This is a genomic window from Pedobacter deserti (assembly GCF_024436415.1).
In the GTDB taxonomy this organism is placed as follows: domain Bacteria; phylum Bacteroidota; class Bacteroidia; order Sphingobacteriales; family Sphingobacteriaceae; genus Pedobacter; species Pedobacter faecalis.
In genome coordinates, this window is the sequence record NZ_JAFMZQ010000001.1 from 1,383,483 (window position 1) to 1,401,414 (window position 17,932).

Here is a 17,932-nt window from a genome sequence, read left to right on the forward strand (position 1 = left end):
GCAGGAAATGTGTTTGCAGATGATTGATCCCGAAATATTTGAAGAGTTCCGTATAAGAATTGACCAGGTTGTTGCTAGTGGGGCTTTCGTGAAGGCTTCCTTGGGTAATTACCATGGGATAGAGCCTGAGTTAAAAAAAATTTATATCCGGCCAGTTTTAATTAAGGGTCATAAGATGTTGGCGTTTACATATCGCTATAAAACCAGGGATATATTCAAGAATTTTTTTGTTGACGAGGGCATAGCGCTGTTGGAGCAGTTTGTAGTTAGTGGATTTCGGATATGCACTGTTTTAAGCACTTCTGGCGAGTTTGTATTGGAGGTGAATAAGAAGGGAAAGGTTTCTTTGCGTGAGTCGCAGACTGACCTCACCCGGCAGGTTAGTCTTAGCCATGACCGTTTTAAAAAGCGGTTGATTGAATCTGGCCCGAATCAGCTATATCTAACACAGTTAGGGCTTACAGATAAGTCAGGCAAGGTTCTCAAATCAGGGCAGGATAAGTATAGGCAGATTAACAGATATATAGAGATACTTGATAGTTTGGTGTGTTCTGTGCCTTCTGGATCTATAAAGCATGTCTGTGACATGGGTTCGGGCAAGGGATATCTTACTTTTGCTTTATATGACTATCTTATTAATGTGCGCAAGCTGGATGTTAGTGTCACGGGAGTTGAATACAGAGCCGATCTTGTAGCCTTATGTAATAATATAGCTGAGAAGGCTTCCTTTGATAAATTGAGGTTTGTGAAGGGCACGATTGCTGAGTTCTCTTCTGACTCAGTTGACCTTTTAATAGCGTTGCATGCCTGCGACACGGCGACCGATGATGCGATAATAAAAGGTATAAGGTGTGGGGCTCAACTGGTTGTTGTAGCACCCTGTTGCCATAAGCAGGTCCGCAGACAGATGGAGAAGGTTAAGGTCCGAAATCATCTGTCACCCCTGACCAGGCATGGGGTCTTTATGGATCGGCAGTCAGAGATGTTAACAGATGCTATCCGGGTTCTTATTTTGGAATATTTTGGATATAGAGTTAAAGTTATAGAGTTTATCTCTGACGTTCATACACCTAAGAATGTGTTGATTGCAGGCGTGAAAGGGAATGTATCCGTAGCTCGTAAGGCTGCTATTTTAGAAGATTTGACAGCACTTAAGAGATACTTCGGCATTACTGAACACTATTTGGAAAGGGCATTTCTGCAGCAATAGCTGTCATCCTGTCATATATCAACGTGTTTGCAAATAGCTGCGCTAGGTTCATGCCGTTCCCGTGCCCTTTTTGTCTGACAAAAGTCTATTGGCACATTGCTTGTTATTATCTGGCAAACAAAGATTTCTAACATTAAAGATATAATTAGGATGTCAAAGATTATTGGTATAGACTTAGGAACAACAAATTCTTGTGTTTCTGTGATGGAGGGGAATGAACCTGTTGTGATCGCCAACAGTGAAGGTAAAAGAACTACGCCTTCAATTGTGGCTTTTGCAGAAAATGGCGAGCGTAAAGTAGGGGAGCCGGCAAAACGGCAGGCTATAACGAACCCAACTAAGACGATTTCCTCTATAAAGCGTTTTATGGGGAGCAGTTTTGCTGAGGTTACAAAGGAAGCTACACGAGTTCCTTATAAACTTGTTAAAGGAGATAACAATACTCCCAGAGTTGAGATTGACGACCGGAAATATACTCCTCAGGAGATATCCGCAATGATTCTGCAGAAGATGAAAAAAACGGCCGAGGATTTCCTAGGTCAGGAGGTCTCTGAAGCTGTAATCACTGTGCCAGCATATTTTAATGATGCCCAAAGGCAAGCCACTAAGGAAGCGGGAGAAATCGCTGGGTTGAATGTGAAGCGTATTATTAATGAACCAACTGCGGCTGCATTGGCTTATGGTCTTGATAAGGCGCATAAGGACATGAAGATTGTTGTGTTTGACTGTGGTGGTGGTACACATGATGTGTCAGTTTTGGAATTAGGCGATGGCGTTTTTGAAGTAAAATCTACCGACGGAGATACGCATTTGGGTGGAGACGACTTTGATCATGTGATCATTGAATGGCTGGCAGAAGAATTTAAGACTGAAAACGGAATGGATCTTCATCAGGACCCGATGGCGCTTCAGCGCTTGAAGGAAGCTGCTGAAAAGGCTAAAATTGAACTTTCCAGCACAACTACAACTGAGATCAACTTACCTTATATTACTGCCGATGCGACAGGGCCGAAACATTTGGTGCGGTCGTTAAGCCGCGCAAAATTTGAGCAATTGGCTTCAGATCTTGTAAATCGTACGATCGAACCATGTAAATCGGCTTTAAAAAATGCTGGCTTGAAAACCAGTGATATAGATGAGATTATATTAGTTGGTGGTTCGACACGTATTCCTGCTATTCAAGACGCTGTAAAGGCGTTCTTCGGGAAAGAGCCGTCTAAGGGTGTGAATCCTGATGAGGTTGTGGCAATCGGTGCAGCAATTCAGGGAGGGGTTCTTACGGGAGAAGTAAAAGACGTTTTGCTTCTTGATGTTACGCCGCTATCATTAGGTATCGAAACTATGGGTGGTGTGATGACTAAGCTCATTGAAGCCAACACTACTATTCCGTCTAAGAAAGCGGAAACGTTCTCAACAGCTGCAGATAATCAGCCATCGGTGGAAATACATATTCTTCAGGGCGAGCGTCCAATGGCAGCTCAAAACCGGACCATTGGTAGGTTTATCTTGGATGGTATTCCACCTGCGCCTAGGGGAGTTCCACAGATTGAGGTTGCTTTCGATATAGATGCAAACGGTATTTTACATGTTAGCGCAAAAGATAAGGCAACTGGAAAGGAACAAAAGATACGTATCGAGGCGTCCTCCGGATTGACTGATGAGGAAATCAAACGTATGAAGGAGGAGGCAGAAAGAAATGCAGAATCTGATAAAGCTGCCAAAGAAGAAGCAGAGAAAATTAACAGTGCGGATGCATTGATTTTCTCCACAGAGAAGCAGCTTAAAGAGTTCGGCGATAAACTGTCTGCGGATAAAAAGTCGACCATCGAAGCTGGTCTACAAAAGCTGAAGGATGCTCATGCTGCCAGAAACTTCGCAGATATCGATTCTGCCCAACAAGAACTTCAGGCAGCTTGGAATGCCGCTTCGGAAGAAATGTATAAGGCAGGTCAGGAACCTGGTGCTCCGGCCGGAGATTCGGCGTCTGGTCAGCCACAGGATGGCGCAGGCAACGGAGGTGATAATGTTACTGATGTTGATTTCGAAGAAGTTAAAGACGATAAAAAGTAATCAAAAAAAGCCCCAGGATATTCCCGGGGCTTTTTTTTGTAAACGCTCTTTTTAGTTCCAGAGACTTTCCGGGTATGTGCCCTCGCTTATTAAAGCATTGATGCTGTCCTGCACAAATGGCTTATCTTCTTTATAAGTTACGCCAAACCACTGGCTGTCTGTGGGAATTACCTTAAAACTTGCCTGGCCTGACTTGACTAACGTTTCTCCAATCAATGGAATAAAAAATTCCGCTTTAGGTTTGTCCTTATTCTCAAGCGCAAAGGTTCTGAACATATTCTCCGTGTACGGGAAAACGGCGGGCGTAAATCCCCAGAAATTCATAGAGACAGGGGTTTCATAACTCAGAGGATGCTCTACCTCATTCTCCAGATAAACGATCGTGTTCTCTTTTTTATATACTTGGGTCCGTTCAGTAATATCTTCAAGGAACCCTGCTTCATTGGTTTTGCATACGCCGCGCGACACCGATCCGAATTCAGAAAGCGTTTTACCAATCTGATATCCGACAATGGCATACCTCTGATCATCCGTTTCAGCTGTAAGAAAATGGGCCATTTTTTCGAATGCGTCAAAGCCGTAGAAATCATCAGCATTGATAACGCAAAACGGTTCTTTTACAACCTTTCTTCCAGAAAGAATGGCATGAGCAGTTCCCCAGGGTTTCTCACGAGGTATTTCTTCTTCAATTCCGAATTGCTTCAAGTCGAAATTCTGGAACACATAGTCCACCTCTATCCTGTCCTTCAATTTGGGATCAAAGATTGATTTAAAGTTTTCGTGGAATTCCTCCTTTATAATAAAAACAACCTTACCAAAACCGGCTCTGATTGCGTCAAAAATTGAGTAGTCTATAATTGTTTCTCCATTGGGGCCGAAGCCATCTATCTGCTTCATGCTTCCGTACCGGCTTGCCATTCCGGCTGCCAGTATTAGTAAAGTTGGTTTCATTTGTTAAATTTATTTTAATGTGCTCAGGCTTGTACTATTTACCGTAGGTGAAGTCATGATTGTTCTGGATGTTTAATAGTGAATGATAAATCAAACTGATCACGTTATCTACGTCTTCTTTATGGATCATTTCTACCGTCGTGTGCATATATCTCAGCGGTAATGATATAAGTGCCGACGGAACACCTCCGTTAGAATACGCAAATGCGTCCGTATCGGTGCCTGTAGATCTTGACGAGGCCTGGCGTTGGAAAGGTATGCTGTTTTCCTGAGCTGTTTTGATCAGGAGCTTATTTAGATTCGTTTGTACAGCCGGTGCATATGAAACAACCGGACCTTTTCCGCAAGCTAAGTCGCCCTGGGTAATTTTATTAATCATAGGGGTAGAGGTGTCGTGCGTTACGTCTGTAACGATAGCGACATTAGGCTTGATACGTTGAGCAATCATTTCTGCGCCGCGCAAACCAATTTCTTCCTGTACCGAGTTGACGATATAGAGTCCGAAAGGCAAGTCCTTTTTATTCTCCTTGAGCAAACGAGCTACCTCAGCAATCATGAAACCGCCCGCTCTGTTATCAAGCGCCCTTCCTACGTAATACCTGTCATTGAGCACCATAAACTCGTCCTCATAGGTTATCACACAGCCTACATGAATTCCCAATTGTTCGACTTCCTCTCTTGAGGTACATCCGCAATCGAGAAAAATGTTTTTTAATGCTGGAGCTTCCTCTTTTTCACCATTGCGGGTATGTATTGCAGGCCAACCGAATACGGCTTTTACCAATCCCTTTTCTGTATGGATGTTTACGCGCTTTGATGGCGCTATCTGATGATCAGAACCACCATTTCTTATTACATATATCAATCCTTCAGCGGTAATATAGTTCACAAACCATGATATCTCGTCTGCGTGGGCCTCAATTACAACCTTGAAGTCGGCTTTAGGGTTTATCACACCGACGGCAGTTCCGTAGCTGTCTATAAAACTTTCGTCGACGTATGGCGCGAGGTAATCTAACCATAGTTTCTGACCTGGGTATTCAAATCCGGTTGGAGATGGGTTATTGATATAATTTTCAAAAAATTTTAACGATTCATCAGTCACTACTGATAAGTGTTTCGGTTTTTCTTCATCTTTCATTTTGTTCATTTTATAGGTGTCTTCAAGAATGTAACTATAATGGAATATTTCCGTGTTTTTTTCGCGGAAGGTTTACTGTTTTGTTTTCAAGCATTTTAAAACCTTTGATCAGTTTCAAGCGGGTTTCAGAAGGTTCAATTACTTCGTCTACAAACCCACGTTCCGCGGCTCTGTAAGGGTTAGCAAAGATATCGGAATATAGCCGTTCTTTTTCTAACCATTTTTCCTCCGGAGATTCAGCTGTAGAAATTTCTCTCTTGAATATAATTTCGGCTGCGCCTTTTGCTCCCATCACAGCAATTTCGGCACTCGGCCAAGCATAATTCAGATCAGCACCAATATGCTTCGAGTTCATTACATCATAAGCACCACCGTAAGCCTTTCTGGTAATTACGGTTATTCTAGGAACAGTAGCTTCGCTAAAAGCGTAAAGCAGTTTAGCCCCGTTTGTGATGATACCGTTCCATTCCTGATCAGTCCCTGGCAGGAAGCCAGGAACATCTTCTAACACGAGAAGCGGAATGTTAAAACAGTCGCAGAACCTTACGAACCGCGCAGCTTTGACTGATGCACTATTGTCTAAAACCCCGGCTAAATATGCGGGCTGGTTTGCCACGATGCCCATACTTCTTCCTGCGAGTCTGGCGAAACCCACGACGATATTCTCCGCATAGTTTTTGTGTACCTCCAAAAAGCTGTCAGGGTCAACCAGCTCATCAACAATTTCCCTGACATCATACGGTTGGTTAACACTTTCAGGCATAAGACCATTAAGGGCCTCGCGGCGCTCGTCGTTCGCGATGTATTCTAAGACGGGGGGTAAATCTTCACAATTTTGAGGGATGTAACTTAAAACCCGCTTAAGATACCCTATAGCTTCCATTTCGTTGCCACAAGCGAAGTGGGTAACGCCGGATTTGGTAGCATGAGTAGAAGCTCCGCCCAGCTCTTCAGACGTCACTTCTTCGTGAGTAACGGTTTTCACTACATTTGGCCCAGTCACAAACATATAGGATGTCTGTTCAACCATGAATATGAAGTCCGTAATTGCAGGCGAATAGACTGCTCCTCCAGCGCAGGGCCCCATGATGGCCGATAACTGTGGCACGACCCCGGATGCCTGTACATTTCTGTAAAAGATGTCGGCATATCCGCCTAGGGAAACCACGCCCTCTTGAATCCGTGCGCCACCGCTGTCATTCAAGCCGATAAGAGGTGCACCATTCTTCATGGCCATGTCCATAAGTTTGCAGATCTTCTCTGCATGGGTTTCAGACAGCGACCCGCCAAATACCGTAAAATCCTGTGAAAACACATATACCAATCTTCCCGATATAGTTCCATATCCCGTAACTACACCATCGCCGAGATACTTTTCGCGGTCCATCCCAAAATCAGCGCTACGATGTGTCACGAACATACCGATCTCCTCGAAAGTATTTTCATCCAGCAAAAAATGAATGCGTTCACGTGCCGTCAGCTTGCCCTTTCGGTGTTGGTTCTCGATTCTTGCAGTGCCACCCCCCTGAAGCGCCAAAGCCCGTTTCTGCCCTAATTCCTCAATCTTATTTTGCATTTCAAATAATTCGTGGTTAGAAAATTTATGTTAAACCTTAAATGCATTACTTTTGCAGGCCAAGTTAACTTAATATCAAGAATTGATGAAATTTAGAGCGTTAGTATTATTATTTAGTTTATTATCCTTCGCAGGCCAGCTAAAAGCGCAAGGCGAAGGTGACGAAAAGCCGATGAAGTTTAACGGCATGGAATTTAAATCCGCGGACTCGCTTTTCTACATCAATTTCAGGTTCCGTATGCAGAACAGGGTAGGCTACTATAGCAATGCCCCTAAAGAGTTGGGCGTTAGCGAGTGGGACGCCAGAGTGAGACGGCTGAGGCTAAGAGGCGATGGATATATTCTGGGAAAGCAACTTGGCTATAGCTTTCAGTTATCGTTCTCGCGGGGCGATCAGGATATCGACAACACCGGAATTTCAAATATTGTGAGAGACGCGGTGATATTCTACAACTTCAGCGACAGATTTTATATTGCTTTTGGTCAGAACAAGCTTCCCGGTAACAGGCAGCGTGTGAACTCTTCAGGGCAGCTACAGTTTGCAGAACGTTCAATTGTTAACTCCGCACTTACCATCGACCGCGACTTCGGAATTAAGGCCTATTACAATAATTTTATAGGCAACGCAGTATATCACATCAAAGGGGCAATAAGCACCGGCGAGGGAAGGTCCGTAAATACGACCGACAAGGGCTTAGCTTATACAGGCAGAGTCGAATTTTTACCTTTCGGCAATTTTAAAAACGGGGGAGATTATTCGGAGGGGGATTTAGAAAGAGAGGAAAAGCCAAAGCTGAGCATCGCGGGTGGTTATTCTTTTAATAAGGCGACAACGAATACTGGCGGACAACTTGGCGAAGACCTTTTCTCGCCGGTTGACATGGGAACTCTTATGCTGGATGCCATATTCAAATACCAGGGCTGGGCTTTCTCGGTTGAGCATATGAACCGTCAGGTTGATAACCCTTTAACGTTCAACGATGATGACGAACTAAGTTATGCATTCGAAGGTAGCGGTACCAACTATCAGGGCTCGTACGTTTTCAGAAACAATGTTGAGACTGCCTTCAGATATTCAAATCTAAAGCCTTCTCAGGATATCGCTATCTACAGAAATCGCCGCGAAGTTCTTGAACTTGGACTCAGCAAATATCTGAGAGGGCACAAAGTGAAAGCCCAGTTGAATATCAATTACAATGTTGATGATAACAACTTCAGTTTCTCAAATCAGGATAATAATTGGGGCGCAATATTTCAGATTGAACTGGGGATTTAACTAAAACCGGTCGTGCCGTTACAAATATTTTACAGCGAAATGTTGAATTAGTAATTTACAGAAACTATTTTTGGAAAGTCGCAAGAGAAATATGATGTTCCTTAGAAAGTATTATTTTCTGATAGTTATATTATTTCTTTCTATCTTTTCAACCAAGATGGCTATCTCTGGTGCGCCAGTTTTCTTCGCTCATATAGATAAAGATATCATGATCTCCGTGATCATGCAGATCGAACAGGAGCACAGCACAGACGGCGAAGGAAAAACGGGGTTGAAATTTATTGAATATAAGTTAGTTGATTTTTATCATAGTCATGTATACACCTCACTGATCGGTGAGGTAAGTGCTTCAAAAAGCTTTATAGAACACTTCAAACGGTATGTAAGTCCTTACTACCCTTCGGTTCCTACGCCTCCTCCAAACCGGTGCTAACACCCGAGTCATCTCGTCGACCGACGAGAAGTGTACTCTTTTGTCAACCGTTAGAGGAAAAAATCCAGCAATTTTTCAATTGCAGTTAAAAGTAATTAGATACCGATGAAACAAGAAAATTCAATCTTTTCAAGATTTGAAGTGAAGAAATATATTTTAACAAAAAATTTAAAGAAGGACCTGCCCTCCAGTATCGTGGTATTCCTCGTAGCGCTGCCTTTGTGTCTGGGCATAGCCCTCGCATCAGGAGCGCCCCTGTTCGCCGGACTGTTAACCGGCGTAATTGGCGGAATTGTGGTAGCGAGCGTAAGCGGCTCCCAGCTAAGTGTGAGCGGGCCAGCGGCAGGGTTAACCGCAATTGTTCTTGGGGCTATTACTCAATTAGGCGCATACCAAACGTTTTTGCTTGCAGTTGTGCTTGCCGGGGGAATTCAGCTTATCCTTGGTTTTCTTAAAGGTGGAACGATAGGGAATTACTTTCCGTCGAGCGTTATCGAGGGCATGCTCGCCGCGATAGGTTTAACGTTAATCCTTAAACAATTACCCCACGCACTCGGGGTAGATTCCGATTTTTTTGGTGATGAGAGTTTTGTGCAGAGCGATAATGAAAATACGTTTTCAGCAATCACAAGTGCATTCAGTAATTTCGGATTGGCCGCCATTATAATCAGCAGTATTTCTATCGCCATATTACTTCTTTGGCCTAAGTTCAAGAAGCTGGCGCTTGTGCCTGCTCCCTTGGTTGTCGTTATTGTAGGTGTTTTGCTGGTTATAGCTTTTCAAGGAACACCCTATGCGCTTGATGCTAAACACATGGTTGAGATTCCGGTAGTAAACAGTTTCTCGGAATTTTTAGGCTTGTTCACCATGCCCGATTTCTCGCAGATAACCAACTCACAGGTTTGGGTGGTCGCATTTACTATAGCTATCGTAGCTAGTTTGGAAACCTTGCTTAGTATCGAAGCGATCGACAAGATCGACCCGATCAAACGCGTTTCACCTACTAATCGCGAATTGATGGCTCAGGGAACTGGTAACATCGTGAGTGGAATGTTAGGAGGTTTACCCATGACCTCAGTAATTGTGCGCAGTTCAGCCAATGTAAATTCGGGCGGGCGTACTAAAATGTCGGCCATTTTTCATGGTTGCTGGCTACTGTTATCGCTTCTCTTCATTCCAGGTATCATAAATATGATTCCGTTGGCGTGTTTGGCCGCTATATTATTGGTTACAGGTTATAAACTTGCACGCATTGAACTATTTAAGCATATGTATCACAAAGGTTGGGACCAGTTCGTTCCGTTTGTAGTTACCATTATTGCCGTTTTGCTCACCGACCTGCTCAAAGGAGTGGCCGTCGGAATGCTTTTCTCTGTGTTCTATTTGCTTCGGACCAATATGAGGAATCCGTATTTTTATAAAATACATGCAGAAGGCAACAAGAAAAATCTGCGCATAAAGTTAGCGGAAGAGGTTTCATTTTTAAATAAAGCCGCTATTCAGGTTGTGCTGAATAAAATACCAAAAGAGACCAATGTAGTTATAGATGGAACCAATTCGCGTTATATAGATCCTGATGTGCTGGAGACGATTTTCAATTTTAAGCATAATGCCTACACTAAAGGCATTATCGTAACTTTGGAGAACGTAAAAAAGCAATACATTGTGCCAAAACTAAATGATAAATTCATAGAAGAAATTAAAAATTAAGATATATTATGTGTGCTAAATTAGAGAAACAAGATACCAAAGCAATAACTTACGAAAGCCTTCTGGAAGGTAATAGAGAATGGGTTGCTGAAACCCTAAAGGAAGATCCGGAATTTTTTAACAGATTATCGGCAGGTCAGGCGCCGCCGGTACTTTGGATCGGGTGTTCGGACAGTCGGGTTCCGGCCAATCAGATCACGAATACAATGCCTGGCGATATTTTTGTTCACCGCAACATTGCAAACGTAGTTACACACACAGACATGAACTTGCTCAGTGTACTCGATTACTCTGTAAATGTTCTAAAGGTGAAGCACATCATTGTGTGCGGACATTATGGTTGTGGAGGCGTTAACGCGGCCCTCGGCGATAAGCAAGTTGGTCTCATTGATAACTGGCTACGCAATATCAAGGATGTTTATCGTATACACCAATCGGAGTTAGCCGGAATTGTGGATCCTGCAAAAAAGTCAGATCGTATGGTAGAGCTCAACGCTATAGAAAGTGCAGCAAATGTAATGAGCACTTCAATTGTGCAAAACGCCTGGGCATCCGGCCAGGAGTTATCTGTTCACGCTTGGGTTTACAGTTTGAGTACCGGGCTTATTACTGATTTGAAAGTTAGCACGTCGAGTGCTGAAGGGGTTTCTCCAGTATTTAAGATGCAGGCCGGCGCATAGCCTAAACTGGCCTAGTCAACCAATAAAAAAGCCTGATCATGTGATCAGGCTTTTTTATTTCATTCTGCCAGGAACGGATAGCGGTAATCCTTAGGCGGATCAAAGGTTTCCTTAATAGTCCTGGGTGATACCCAGCGCAACAAGTTGATCATTGAACCGGCTTTATCGTTAGTTCCAGATCCTCTTGCTCCACCAAAAGGCTGCTGCCCTACCACTGCACCAGTGCATTTATCGTTAATGTAGAAGTTTCCTGCTGCATTTCTCAAGCGATGGGTAGCTTTTTCAATGGCATAGCGGTCCTGCGCTAATATCGCGCCGGTCAGTGCATATATGGAGGTGGTATCTATAATTTCTAGAACTTCCTCGAAAGCCCCATCTTCATACACGTATACCGTAAGCACCGGACCGAAAAGCTCTTCGCACATTGTCGTATATTTTGGATCCGATACTACCAGCACGGTAGGCTCAATGAAATACCCTTTTGATTTATCATAATTACCTCCTGCAATCATCTCGACCTGTGGGTCATTCTTGGCCTCATCGATATATTTAGCCAGTTTATTAAATGAATTTTCGTCGATAACAGCATTGATGAAGTTACTGAGGTCCTCAGTTCCGCCCATTTTAAACGTCGAAAGGTCACGAAGCATGAGTTCTTTAACCTTAGGCCAGATGCTTTTCGCTACATAAACCCTTGACGCCGCTGAGCACTTTTGCCCCTGGTACTCAAATGCACCGCGGACTACTGCCGTAGCCGAAGCCTCCGCATCAGCAGAGCCATGAACCAGGATAAAATCTTTACCTCCTGTCTCGCCCACAATGCGCGGATAAGTCTTATACTTATGGATGTTTGTTCCGATTGTCTTCCAGATATCCTGAAAAACTCCTGTAGAACCGGTAAAGTGAATGCCAGCAAAATCAGGGTGATTAAATATCACTTCGCCAGCGTCAGGTCCTGAAACGTATACCAGGTTGATAACCCCATCAGGCAGGCCTGCCTCTTTGAAAATCTGCATCAGCACGTTTGCCGCATAAATCTGCGTGTTCGCCGGTTTCCATACCACAACGTTGCCCATCATGGCAACCGATGTTGGTAAATTACCGGCTATGGCCGTGAAGTTGAAGGGGGTCAACGCAAAAACAAAGCCCTCAAGAGGGCGCTGCTCAACGCGATTCCAAGAACCTTTAGGCGAGACGGGAGGTTGTTGCTTATATATTTCTGACATATAGCTCACATTGAAGCGCAAAAAGTCGATCAGTTCGCAAGCAGAGTCAATTTCTGCTTGGTAAGCATTTTTAGACTGACCTAGCATTGTGGCTGCGTTCAATTTATAACGATACGGACCAGCGATCAAATCCGCCGCTTTAAGGAAAATTGCAGCCCTGTGTTCCCAAGCCAGGTTTTCCCAGTTGGCCTTTGCCGACAGCGCAGCACTTATTGCCTGATCCACATGGCTCTTGGTGCCCTTGCTATAATGGCCAAGCACATGCTGATGGTCGTGCGGAGGGGTAACTTTTCCTTTAGCATCAGTGCGAACTTCTTCGCCACCTATATACATGGGGATATCGATCTGGTTTGAACGGGCCTCGGCTAATGCGGCCTTTAGCAATTCACGTTCTTTACTTCCCGGAGCATAGCCTAAAATAGGCTCATTTACGGGAATTGGTACGTTGAAAAATCCTTTAAGCATCTTATGAATAATTATTTGTACAAAGATAAGTAATTATTTTATTGTTATTTTTGAAGCTGCACATGACGAACAGCTTAAGACTATTGCTACTGCCATTTTCGCTGATATACGGACTAGTGGTTATCGTCAGAAACTGGCTTTTCGATGTACAGTTATGCAAGTCAGCCCGTTTTCCGATTCCGGTAATTTGTGTGGGGAATCTTGTTGTTGGTGGTTCCGGAAAGACACCGGTCACGGAGTATCTGGTTCAACTGTTGTCATCCTATAGAATTGCGATATTAAGTCGCGGCTACGGCCGTGAAACTAAGGGCTTTTTAATCGCAGACGACAGTGCCAGTGCAAAAACCATAGGGGATGAGCCAATGCAATTTTACCAAAAATTTCCGCAGGTCACCGTTGCCGTTTGTGAAGACAGGGCAGAGGGCATCAAACGCCTGCAAAGAGAGCACGATTTAATCATTTTAGACGATGCATTTCAGCACAGGTGGGTAAAGGCAGGCCTAAACATTTTGCTTTTCGAATATCAAAGGCTGCTTCACCAGCAATTTTTGCTACCCGCAGGAAATATGCGTGAACCTTTTAACGGTTACCACAGGGCAGACATTATCCTTGTCACCAAAGCACCCGAGCAGTTAAATTCCCAATCGCTTATGCGCTGCAAACAAAAATTTAGACTGAAATCTAGCCAACAACTTGCGTTTTCATATCTGACTTATGCCGATCTTGTGCATGTCTTTACAGGTCAATGCGTGGTGACAGGTCAGTTGCCAGAAAACACTCACATCTTTTTGCTAACCGGCATTGCTAATCCTACACCGTTGATGAACTATTTGCAATCCTTCAGCTTCAGGCTAAGCCATTACGACTATCCAGATCACTACGCCTTTAAGCAGAAAGATATTGATGCCCTGCTCACCGATTACCGCTCCAGCGAGTCCGAGCATAAAATGATTATCACCACCGAGAAGGACGCGAAACGATTGATAGATCCGGAGCTGAAACCATTATTTTTAGACGCAGCGATATTTTATTTACCCGTCGAAATAACCCTACAAGTGAAAGATAAACCTAACTTTGATCAAAAGATATTAGACTATGTTGCAGGCACTACACGAAACCGTAGCCTATATAAAGAAGAAAACAAGCAATTTTGAACCCCAGGTTGGTATAGTTCTAGGAACCGGCCTTGGTGCGCTTGTCACTGAAATAGAGGTTGAATACAGCCTCATGTACGCCAACATCCCAAACTTTCCCATATCCACATTGGAATTTCATTCCGGGAAGCTCATTTTTGGTACGCTCAGAGGAAAGCGCGTAGTGGCTATGCAGGGCCGTCTGCATTACTATGAAGGTTACTCCATGCAACAAATTACTTTCCCTGTCCGGGTTATGAAAGCGTTGGGGGTTTCGCATCTTTTCGTCTCAAATGCTGCCGGTTCACTTAATCCGGAGTTCAAAAAAGGCGACCTTATGGTTATCACGGATCATATCAATTTGCAACCCGAGAGTCCGTTGCGGGGTCGTAACGACGCTGATATGGGTCCCCGGTTCCCAGATATGAGCCAGCCGTATAACAGAGGTCTGATTGCATCTGCGTTAAAGATTGCCGGTCAGCACAACATTGTGTGTCATAGCGGCGTTTACATAGCCGTAACCGGTCCCAATCTTGAAACGAAAGCAGAGTACAGATATCTCAGGATTATTGGAGGCGACGCTGTGGGAATGAGTACCGTACCTGAAGTGATCGTGGCTAATCACATGAGTTTGCCTGTTTTTGCCATTTCCGTCCTCACCGATGAAGGCTTCGGGGAAGAATTAATGCCAGTAAGCTTAGACGAGATAATTGAAGCGGCAAATCAGGCGGAACCCAAGATGACAATGATATTAAGTGAGCTCATATTTAGTTTGTAATGCATAAAAAGATCATATTTCTTATTGCCGTTATCGTTATCACAGCCGCAGCTCATGTACATGCTCAAGACCTGAAAACCCGGGTCAACGACAATAAGACGCTGGACTCTTTAAGAAAGCTGGAGGAAGAAGGCAAAGATTCTGTTGTGTTTAATTCAAAATACATCCGGTACACCACGCTTGCACTTACCAAAGACAGCATTCAAACTGTACCCTTAGACACCACGTTGAACGAATTTCATAATTTCAATGTGCTCGTTCAGCCTCGAAGGCCTACGGTTGGAACAGGGAATCTCGGTCTGCCAGCAATGCCGCTACTGTTTGAACCATTAAAAACCATCGGTTTTGATGCTGGATTCCATACGCTCGACTTTTACTCCTTAACACACGACGATATAAAATATTATCAGGCAAGAACACCCTTTACAAGTCTGTATTACGTCAGCGCCGGTGAAGTCGAACAGGTTTTTCGCATCATCCACTCACAGAACATAAAGCCCAACTGGAATATCGGCGCTAATTTTAACCGAATTGGTGCTAATGGATTCTATCGGCATCAGCGTGGAGACGATCTGAACGGCGCACTGTTTACCTGGTACCAGTCGCCCAGCAAGCGCTATAATCTTTGGAGCAGTGCCGTATTCAATACATTAAAGGTTCAGGAAAACGGTTCTACACCGAACGATTCCATCTTTACAGATGCCAGTTTTGCAGTCGACCGCCAGGCAGAAAGGATAAGGCTTTCCAGTGCTAGGCGCATTTGGAGACAAAGCTCGGTGATGTTGAAGCAAACATATTTTGTTGGCCGTATCGACAGTCTGCGCCAGGAGGTAAGCTCCAAAATCCTTCCCACCAATAGGATTGCATATACTTTTAAATACAATGCCAACTCCTATGCCTTTCAGAAGGATGAGGCCGATGACAGAACGGTTATCCCAGTAGGGCGGGTAGATTCGGTCTTTACCAATGACAGTACCCGCTACAGCAATGTTCAGAACGAGTTTATATACAGTTTCTTTTTACGCGCCAAATCAAGTTCGATCATAAAGAATGAATTGAAGGTTAATGCCGGTATCCGTCATGACTATTACAACTATAACCAGGGAGCGTTCGACAAGGCTGCAACGAAATACTACAATTATGACGCTTCCTTCCAAAACACCACTTTGCTTGGCAGTGCCGGTTACCGATTTAGCAACCGGATCGACCTTAGCGTAGACCTGCAACAAATATTCCAGGGAAGAAATACAGGTGATTTTCTGTACGAAGCCAAAAGCAACGTGTTACTGAGCAAATCAGCCGGCCGCATTGTGCTGGGCGCATACTTTCAAAACAAATCCCCTGAGCAAAATTATATCAGATACTACAGCAACCACTATGAATGGGTCAAGAACTTCGACCGGACAAAAACGATCAACTTTTCGTTCCGCTATCTTAACGACAAGTTTGGTATCGAAACCTCGGGCGACTACTTCCTGATCACTAACTATTTGTATTTCATAGCCGATCCGGCGCGTGGGAGCACATACATTCTGCCGGAGCAACTTAACCAGAGCCTTAATCTGCTTAAAATAACTCTGGCCAAAAAGATATCTTTTGGTAAATTCAATCTCGACAGCTACGTTGTATACCAGAAAACAGATAACCCTGGTAAGCTGCGCACTCCCGAAATTTATACTTTTAACAGCCTGTATATCGACAACACCTTTTTTAAAGTCTTAAAGACCAATGTTGGCCTGGATGTACGTTATAACACCCCTTATCTTAATTATTCATATTCGCCGGCGGCGGGACAGTTTTATATCGGTGCCGTAGAGCGTAAATTTAATACAGAGCCTATCATAGATATATGGGTAAAAGCAAGCTTGAGAAGAGCTAACCTCTTCGTGAAATGTGATTATATCAATCAGGGACTGGGTATCTTTTCTAAAGGATATTATACGGTAGACCGCTACCCTATGCCCGACCGGCAGCTATTTAAGTTCGGCGTACAGTGGAATTTTTATGACTAGGTCTTTTGCGGCTTCTTCTTTGCAGCCGGGAACAGTACATTATTCAGTATAAGCCGGTACCCGGGCGAATTGGGGTGCAGGCTTAAATCAGTCGGCGGGTCGCCCACCGCATGTTGATAGTCTTCAGGGTCGTGGCCCCCATAAAAAGTAAACTGACCCTTGCCAATCTGGCCATTTAAATAGCGTACTTCCCCTTCCGCTTTATTTTCACCAAGTACGGTAATGCTCGGTTTAACCAAACTTTTGCGGAAAGCGGTTGTCTGCCCCATAAAACCTTTAATTACCCGGTCATGATTTTGCGTTAGCATAGCCGGAACCAGGTCCCACTTTGCAGAGAATTCAAATAGTGTAAAGTAATCATTATTCTGCGTCAATCCCCGGGTTTGGGTAACGTCAATATCAGAAAACTCGTAGTTTCCCGGATTAACATCCAGGTGGAAGTCCTTAAAGGCAAGTGTTTTGCTGAAATCAATCTTCTCCTGCGCCCCTGGGTCTGACGCGTCTCCGTCAAACATGCTCTCACAAATGTCAACCCCCTCAGCGCTCAAAGCAATATCAAAAGTGTCCGTGCCCGAGCACATGGCAAACAAGAACCCCCCGCCACCGCAGAATTGCTTTATTTGTTTGGCTACGGCAAGCTTCATCTCAGATACTTTGTTGAAGCCATTCCGTTTAGCCGCGGCCTCCTGGTTCTTCACATCCTCACGGTACCACACATCATTTCTGAAGGATGACCAGAAGCGGCCATATTGACCTGTAAAGTCCTCATGGTGGAGGTGGAGCCAATCGTAACCCGCAAGATTGCCTTTAAGCACCTCATCATCATACACCACGTCGTAAGGTATTTCTGCATAAGTCAGTACCAGTGTCACAGCATCGTCCCATGGCAATTTACTTTTAGGCGAGTATACCGCAATCTTAGGAGCTTTCTCAAGTTTTACCATTTCCATATTGGCTTGTGTGTCGCTAACCTCCGTTAAGATTGTGTTAACCCGCGCATCGGCCAGCACTTCGTAAGAGACACCTCTCGCTTTACATTCATCTTCCACAGTTTTAGTATGTCCAAGCAGGAAGCTTCCGCCGCGGTAGTTCAAAAGCCAGTTTACTTCGATACTGTGTTTAATTGCCCAGAAAGCAATCCCGTAACTTTTAAGATGATCCTTCTGATCCTCATCCATGTATACAAGTAAGGATGAGGCTCTTGCTGCAATACTAAACCACAGCATGAAAAACATAGTTATCGATTTTTTAAACATCATGTCTGTTTATAG

14 protein-coding genes are annotated in these 17,932 nt (G+C 44.1%); 9 read left to right on the forward strand and 5 right to left on the reverse strand.

Features of this window, described 5'->3' with window-relative positions; translation table 11 throughout:
- The first annotated feature begins 19 nt into the window (after nt 1–19).
- Together J3P40_RS06265 and dnaK are read left to right on the forward strand one after the other, a co-directional pair.
- Entirely contained in the window at nt 20–1,210 is a 1,191-nt protein-coding gene (locus J3P40_RS06265; RefSeq protein ID WP_256003874.1) for a class I SAM-dependent methyltransferase, read from the forward strand.
- A gap of 150 nt (nt 1,211–1,360) precedes the next feature.
- A complete protein-coding gene (gene dnaK / locus J3P40_RS06270; RefSeq protein ID WP_256003877.1) occupies nt 1,361–3,280 on the forward strand; it encodes a molecular chaperone DnaK in 1,920 nt (639 codons plus the stop codon).
- A gap of 51 nt (nt 3,281–3,331) precedes the next feature.
- Here dnaK and J3P40_RS06275 read toward each other — a convergent pair whose 3' ends face one another.
- From J3P40_RS06275 to J3P40_RS06285, 3 genes are read right to left on the reverse strand one after another with little or no spacing between them, the layout of a single operon-like run.
- The gene (locus J3P40_RS06275; protein WP_256003879.1) at nt 3,332–4,231 is read right to left on the reverse strand and encodes a nucleotidyltransferase family protein; all 900 of its coding nucleotides are present in this window, start codon (nt 4,229–4,231) and stop codon (nt 3,332–3,334) included.
- Nucleotides 4,232–4,265: 34 nt separating this feature from the next.
- Nucleotides 4,266–5,381 (reverse strand): M42 family metallopeptidase, encoded by a 1,116-nt coding sequence (locus J3P40_RS06280; protein ID WP_256003880.1) that lies wholly within the window; start codon nt 5,379–5,381, stop codon nt 4,266–4,268.
- Nucleotides 5,382–5,406: 25 nt separating this feature from the next.
- On the reverse strand, nt 5,407–6,948 hold the full coding sequence (locus J3P40_RS06285) for an acyl-CoA carboxylase subunit beta (RefSeq protein WP_256003881.1): 1,542 nt from the start codon (nt 6,946–6,948) through the stop codon (nt 5,407–5,409).
- Nucleotides 6,949–7,033: 85 nt separating this feature from the next.
- Between J3P40_RS06285 and J3P40_RS06290 the strand changes: the two genes are divergently transcribed.
- The 4 genes from J3P40_RS06290 to J3P40_RS06305 all read left to right on the forward strand — a co-directional run bounded on the left by J3P40_RS06290 (nt 7,034) and on the right by J3P40_RS06305 (nt 11,047).
- Nucleotides 7,034–8,224, forward strand: a complete 1,191-nt coding sequence (locus J3P40_RS06290; RefSeq protein WP_256003882.1) for a porin — start codon at nt 7,034–7,036, stop codon at nt 8,222–8,224.
- A 157-nt stretch (nt 8,225–8,381) separates the two neighbouring features.
- Nucleotides 8,382–8,657 carry a hypothetical protein gene (locus tag J3P40_RS06295; protein WP_256003883.1) on the forward strand — a complete coding sequence of 92 codons (276 nt, stop codon included), beginning with the start codon at nt 8,382–8,384 and terminating at the stop codon, nt 8,655–8,657.
- A 105-nt stretch (nt 8,658–8,762) separates the two neighbouring features.
- Nucleotides 8,763–10,367 carry a SulP family inorganic anion transporter gene (locus J3P40_RS06300; RefSeq protein WP_256003884.1) on the forward strand — a complete coding sequence of 535 codons (1,605 nt, stop codon included), beginning with the start codon at nt 8,763–8,765 and terminating at the stop codon, nt 10,365–10,367.
- An 8-nt stretch (nt 10,368–10,375) separates the two neighbouring features.
- Nucleotides 10,376–11,047: a carbonic anhydrase gene (locus J3P40_RS06305; protein WP_256003885.1), complete on the forward strand. Its 672-nt coding sequence runs from the start codon at nt 10,376–10,378 to the stop codon at nt 11,045–11,047.
- A 59-nt stretch (nt 11,048–11,106) separates the two neighbouring features.
- Here the strand turns inward: J3P40_RS06305 and pruA are convergent, their stop codons facing one another.
- Nucleotides 11,107–12,738, reverse strand: coding sequence for an L-glutamate gamma-semialdehyde dehydrogenase (pruA, locus tag J3P40_RS06310; RefSeq protein ID WP_256003887.1), 1,632 nt, complete (start codon nt 12,736–12,738; stop codon nt 11,107–11,109).
- A gap of 62 nt (nt 12,739–12,800) precedes the next feature.
- On the opposite strand from pruA, the gene lpxK reads away from it, so the two are divergent.
- The 3 genes from lpxK to J3P40_RS06325 are packed head-to-tail and all read left to right on the forward strand — an operon-like array spanning nt 12,801 to nt 16,661.
- Nucleotides 12,801–13,892 (forward strand): tetraacyldisaccharide 4'-kinase, encoded by a 1,092-nt coding sequence (gene lpxK, locus J3P40_RS06315; protein WP_256003889.1) that lies wholly within the window; start codon nt 12,801–12,803, stop codon nt 13,890–13,892.
- The gene (locus tag J3P40_RS06320; protein WP_256003890.1) at nt 13,834–14,649 is read left to right on the forward strand and encodes a purine-nucleoside phosphorylase; all 816 of its coding nucleotides are present in this window, start codon (nt 13,834–13,836) and stop codon (nt 14,647–14,649) included. The genes lpxK and J3P40_RS06320 overlap by 59 nt, the downstream gene beginning before the upstream one ends.
- A complete protein-coding gene (locus J3P40_RS06325; RefSeq protein ID WP_256003891.1) occupies nt 14,649–16,661 on the forward strand; it encodes a putative porin in 2,013 nt (670 codons plus the stop codon). Before J3P40_RS06320 ends, J3P40_RS06325 begins: the two co-directional genes overlap by 1 nt.
- On the opposite strand, the gene J3P40_RS06330 is transcribed toward J3P40_RS06325, so the two are convergent.
- Nucleotides 16,658–17,887, reverse strand: coding sequence for an asparagine synthetase B (locus J3P40_RS06330; protein WP_256003892.1), 1,230 nt, complete (start codon nt 17,885–17,887; stop codon nt 16,658–16,660). The two genes, J3P40_RS06325 and J3P40_RS06330, sit on opposite strands and share 4 nt — an antisense overlap.
- Nucleotides 17,888–17,932: the final 45 nt, after the last annotated feature.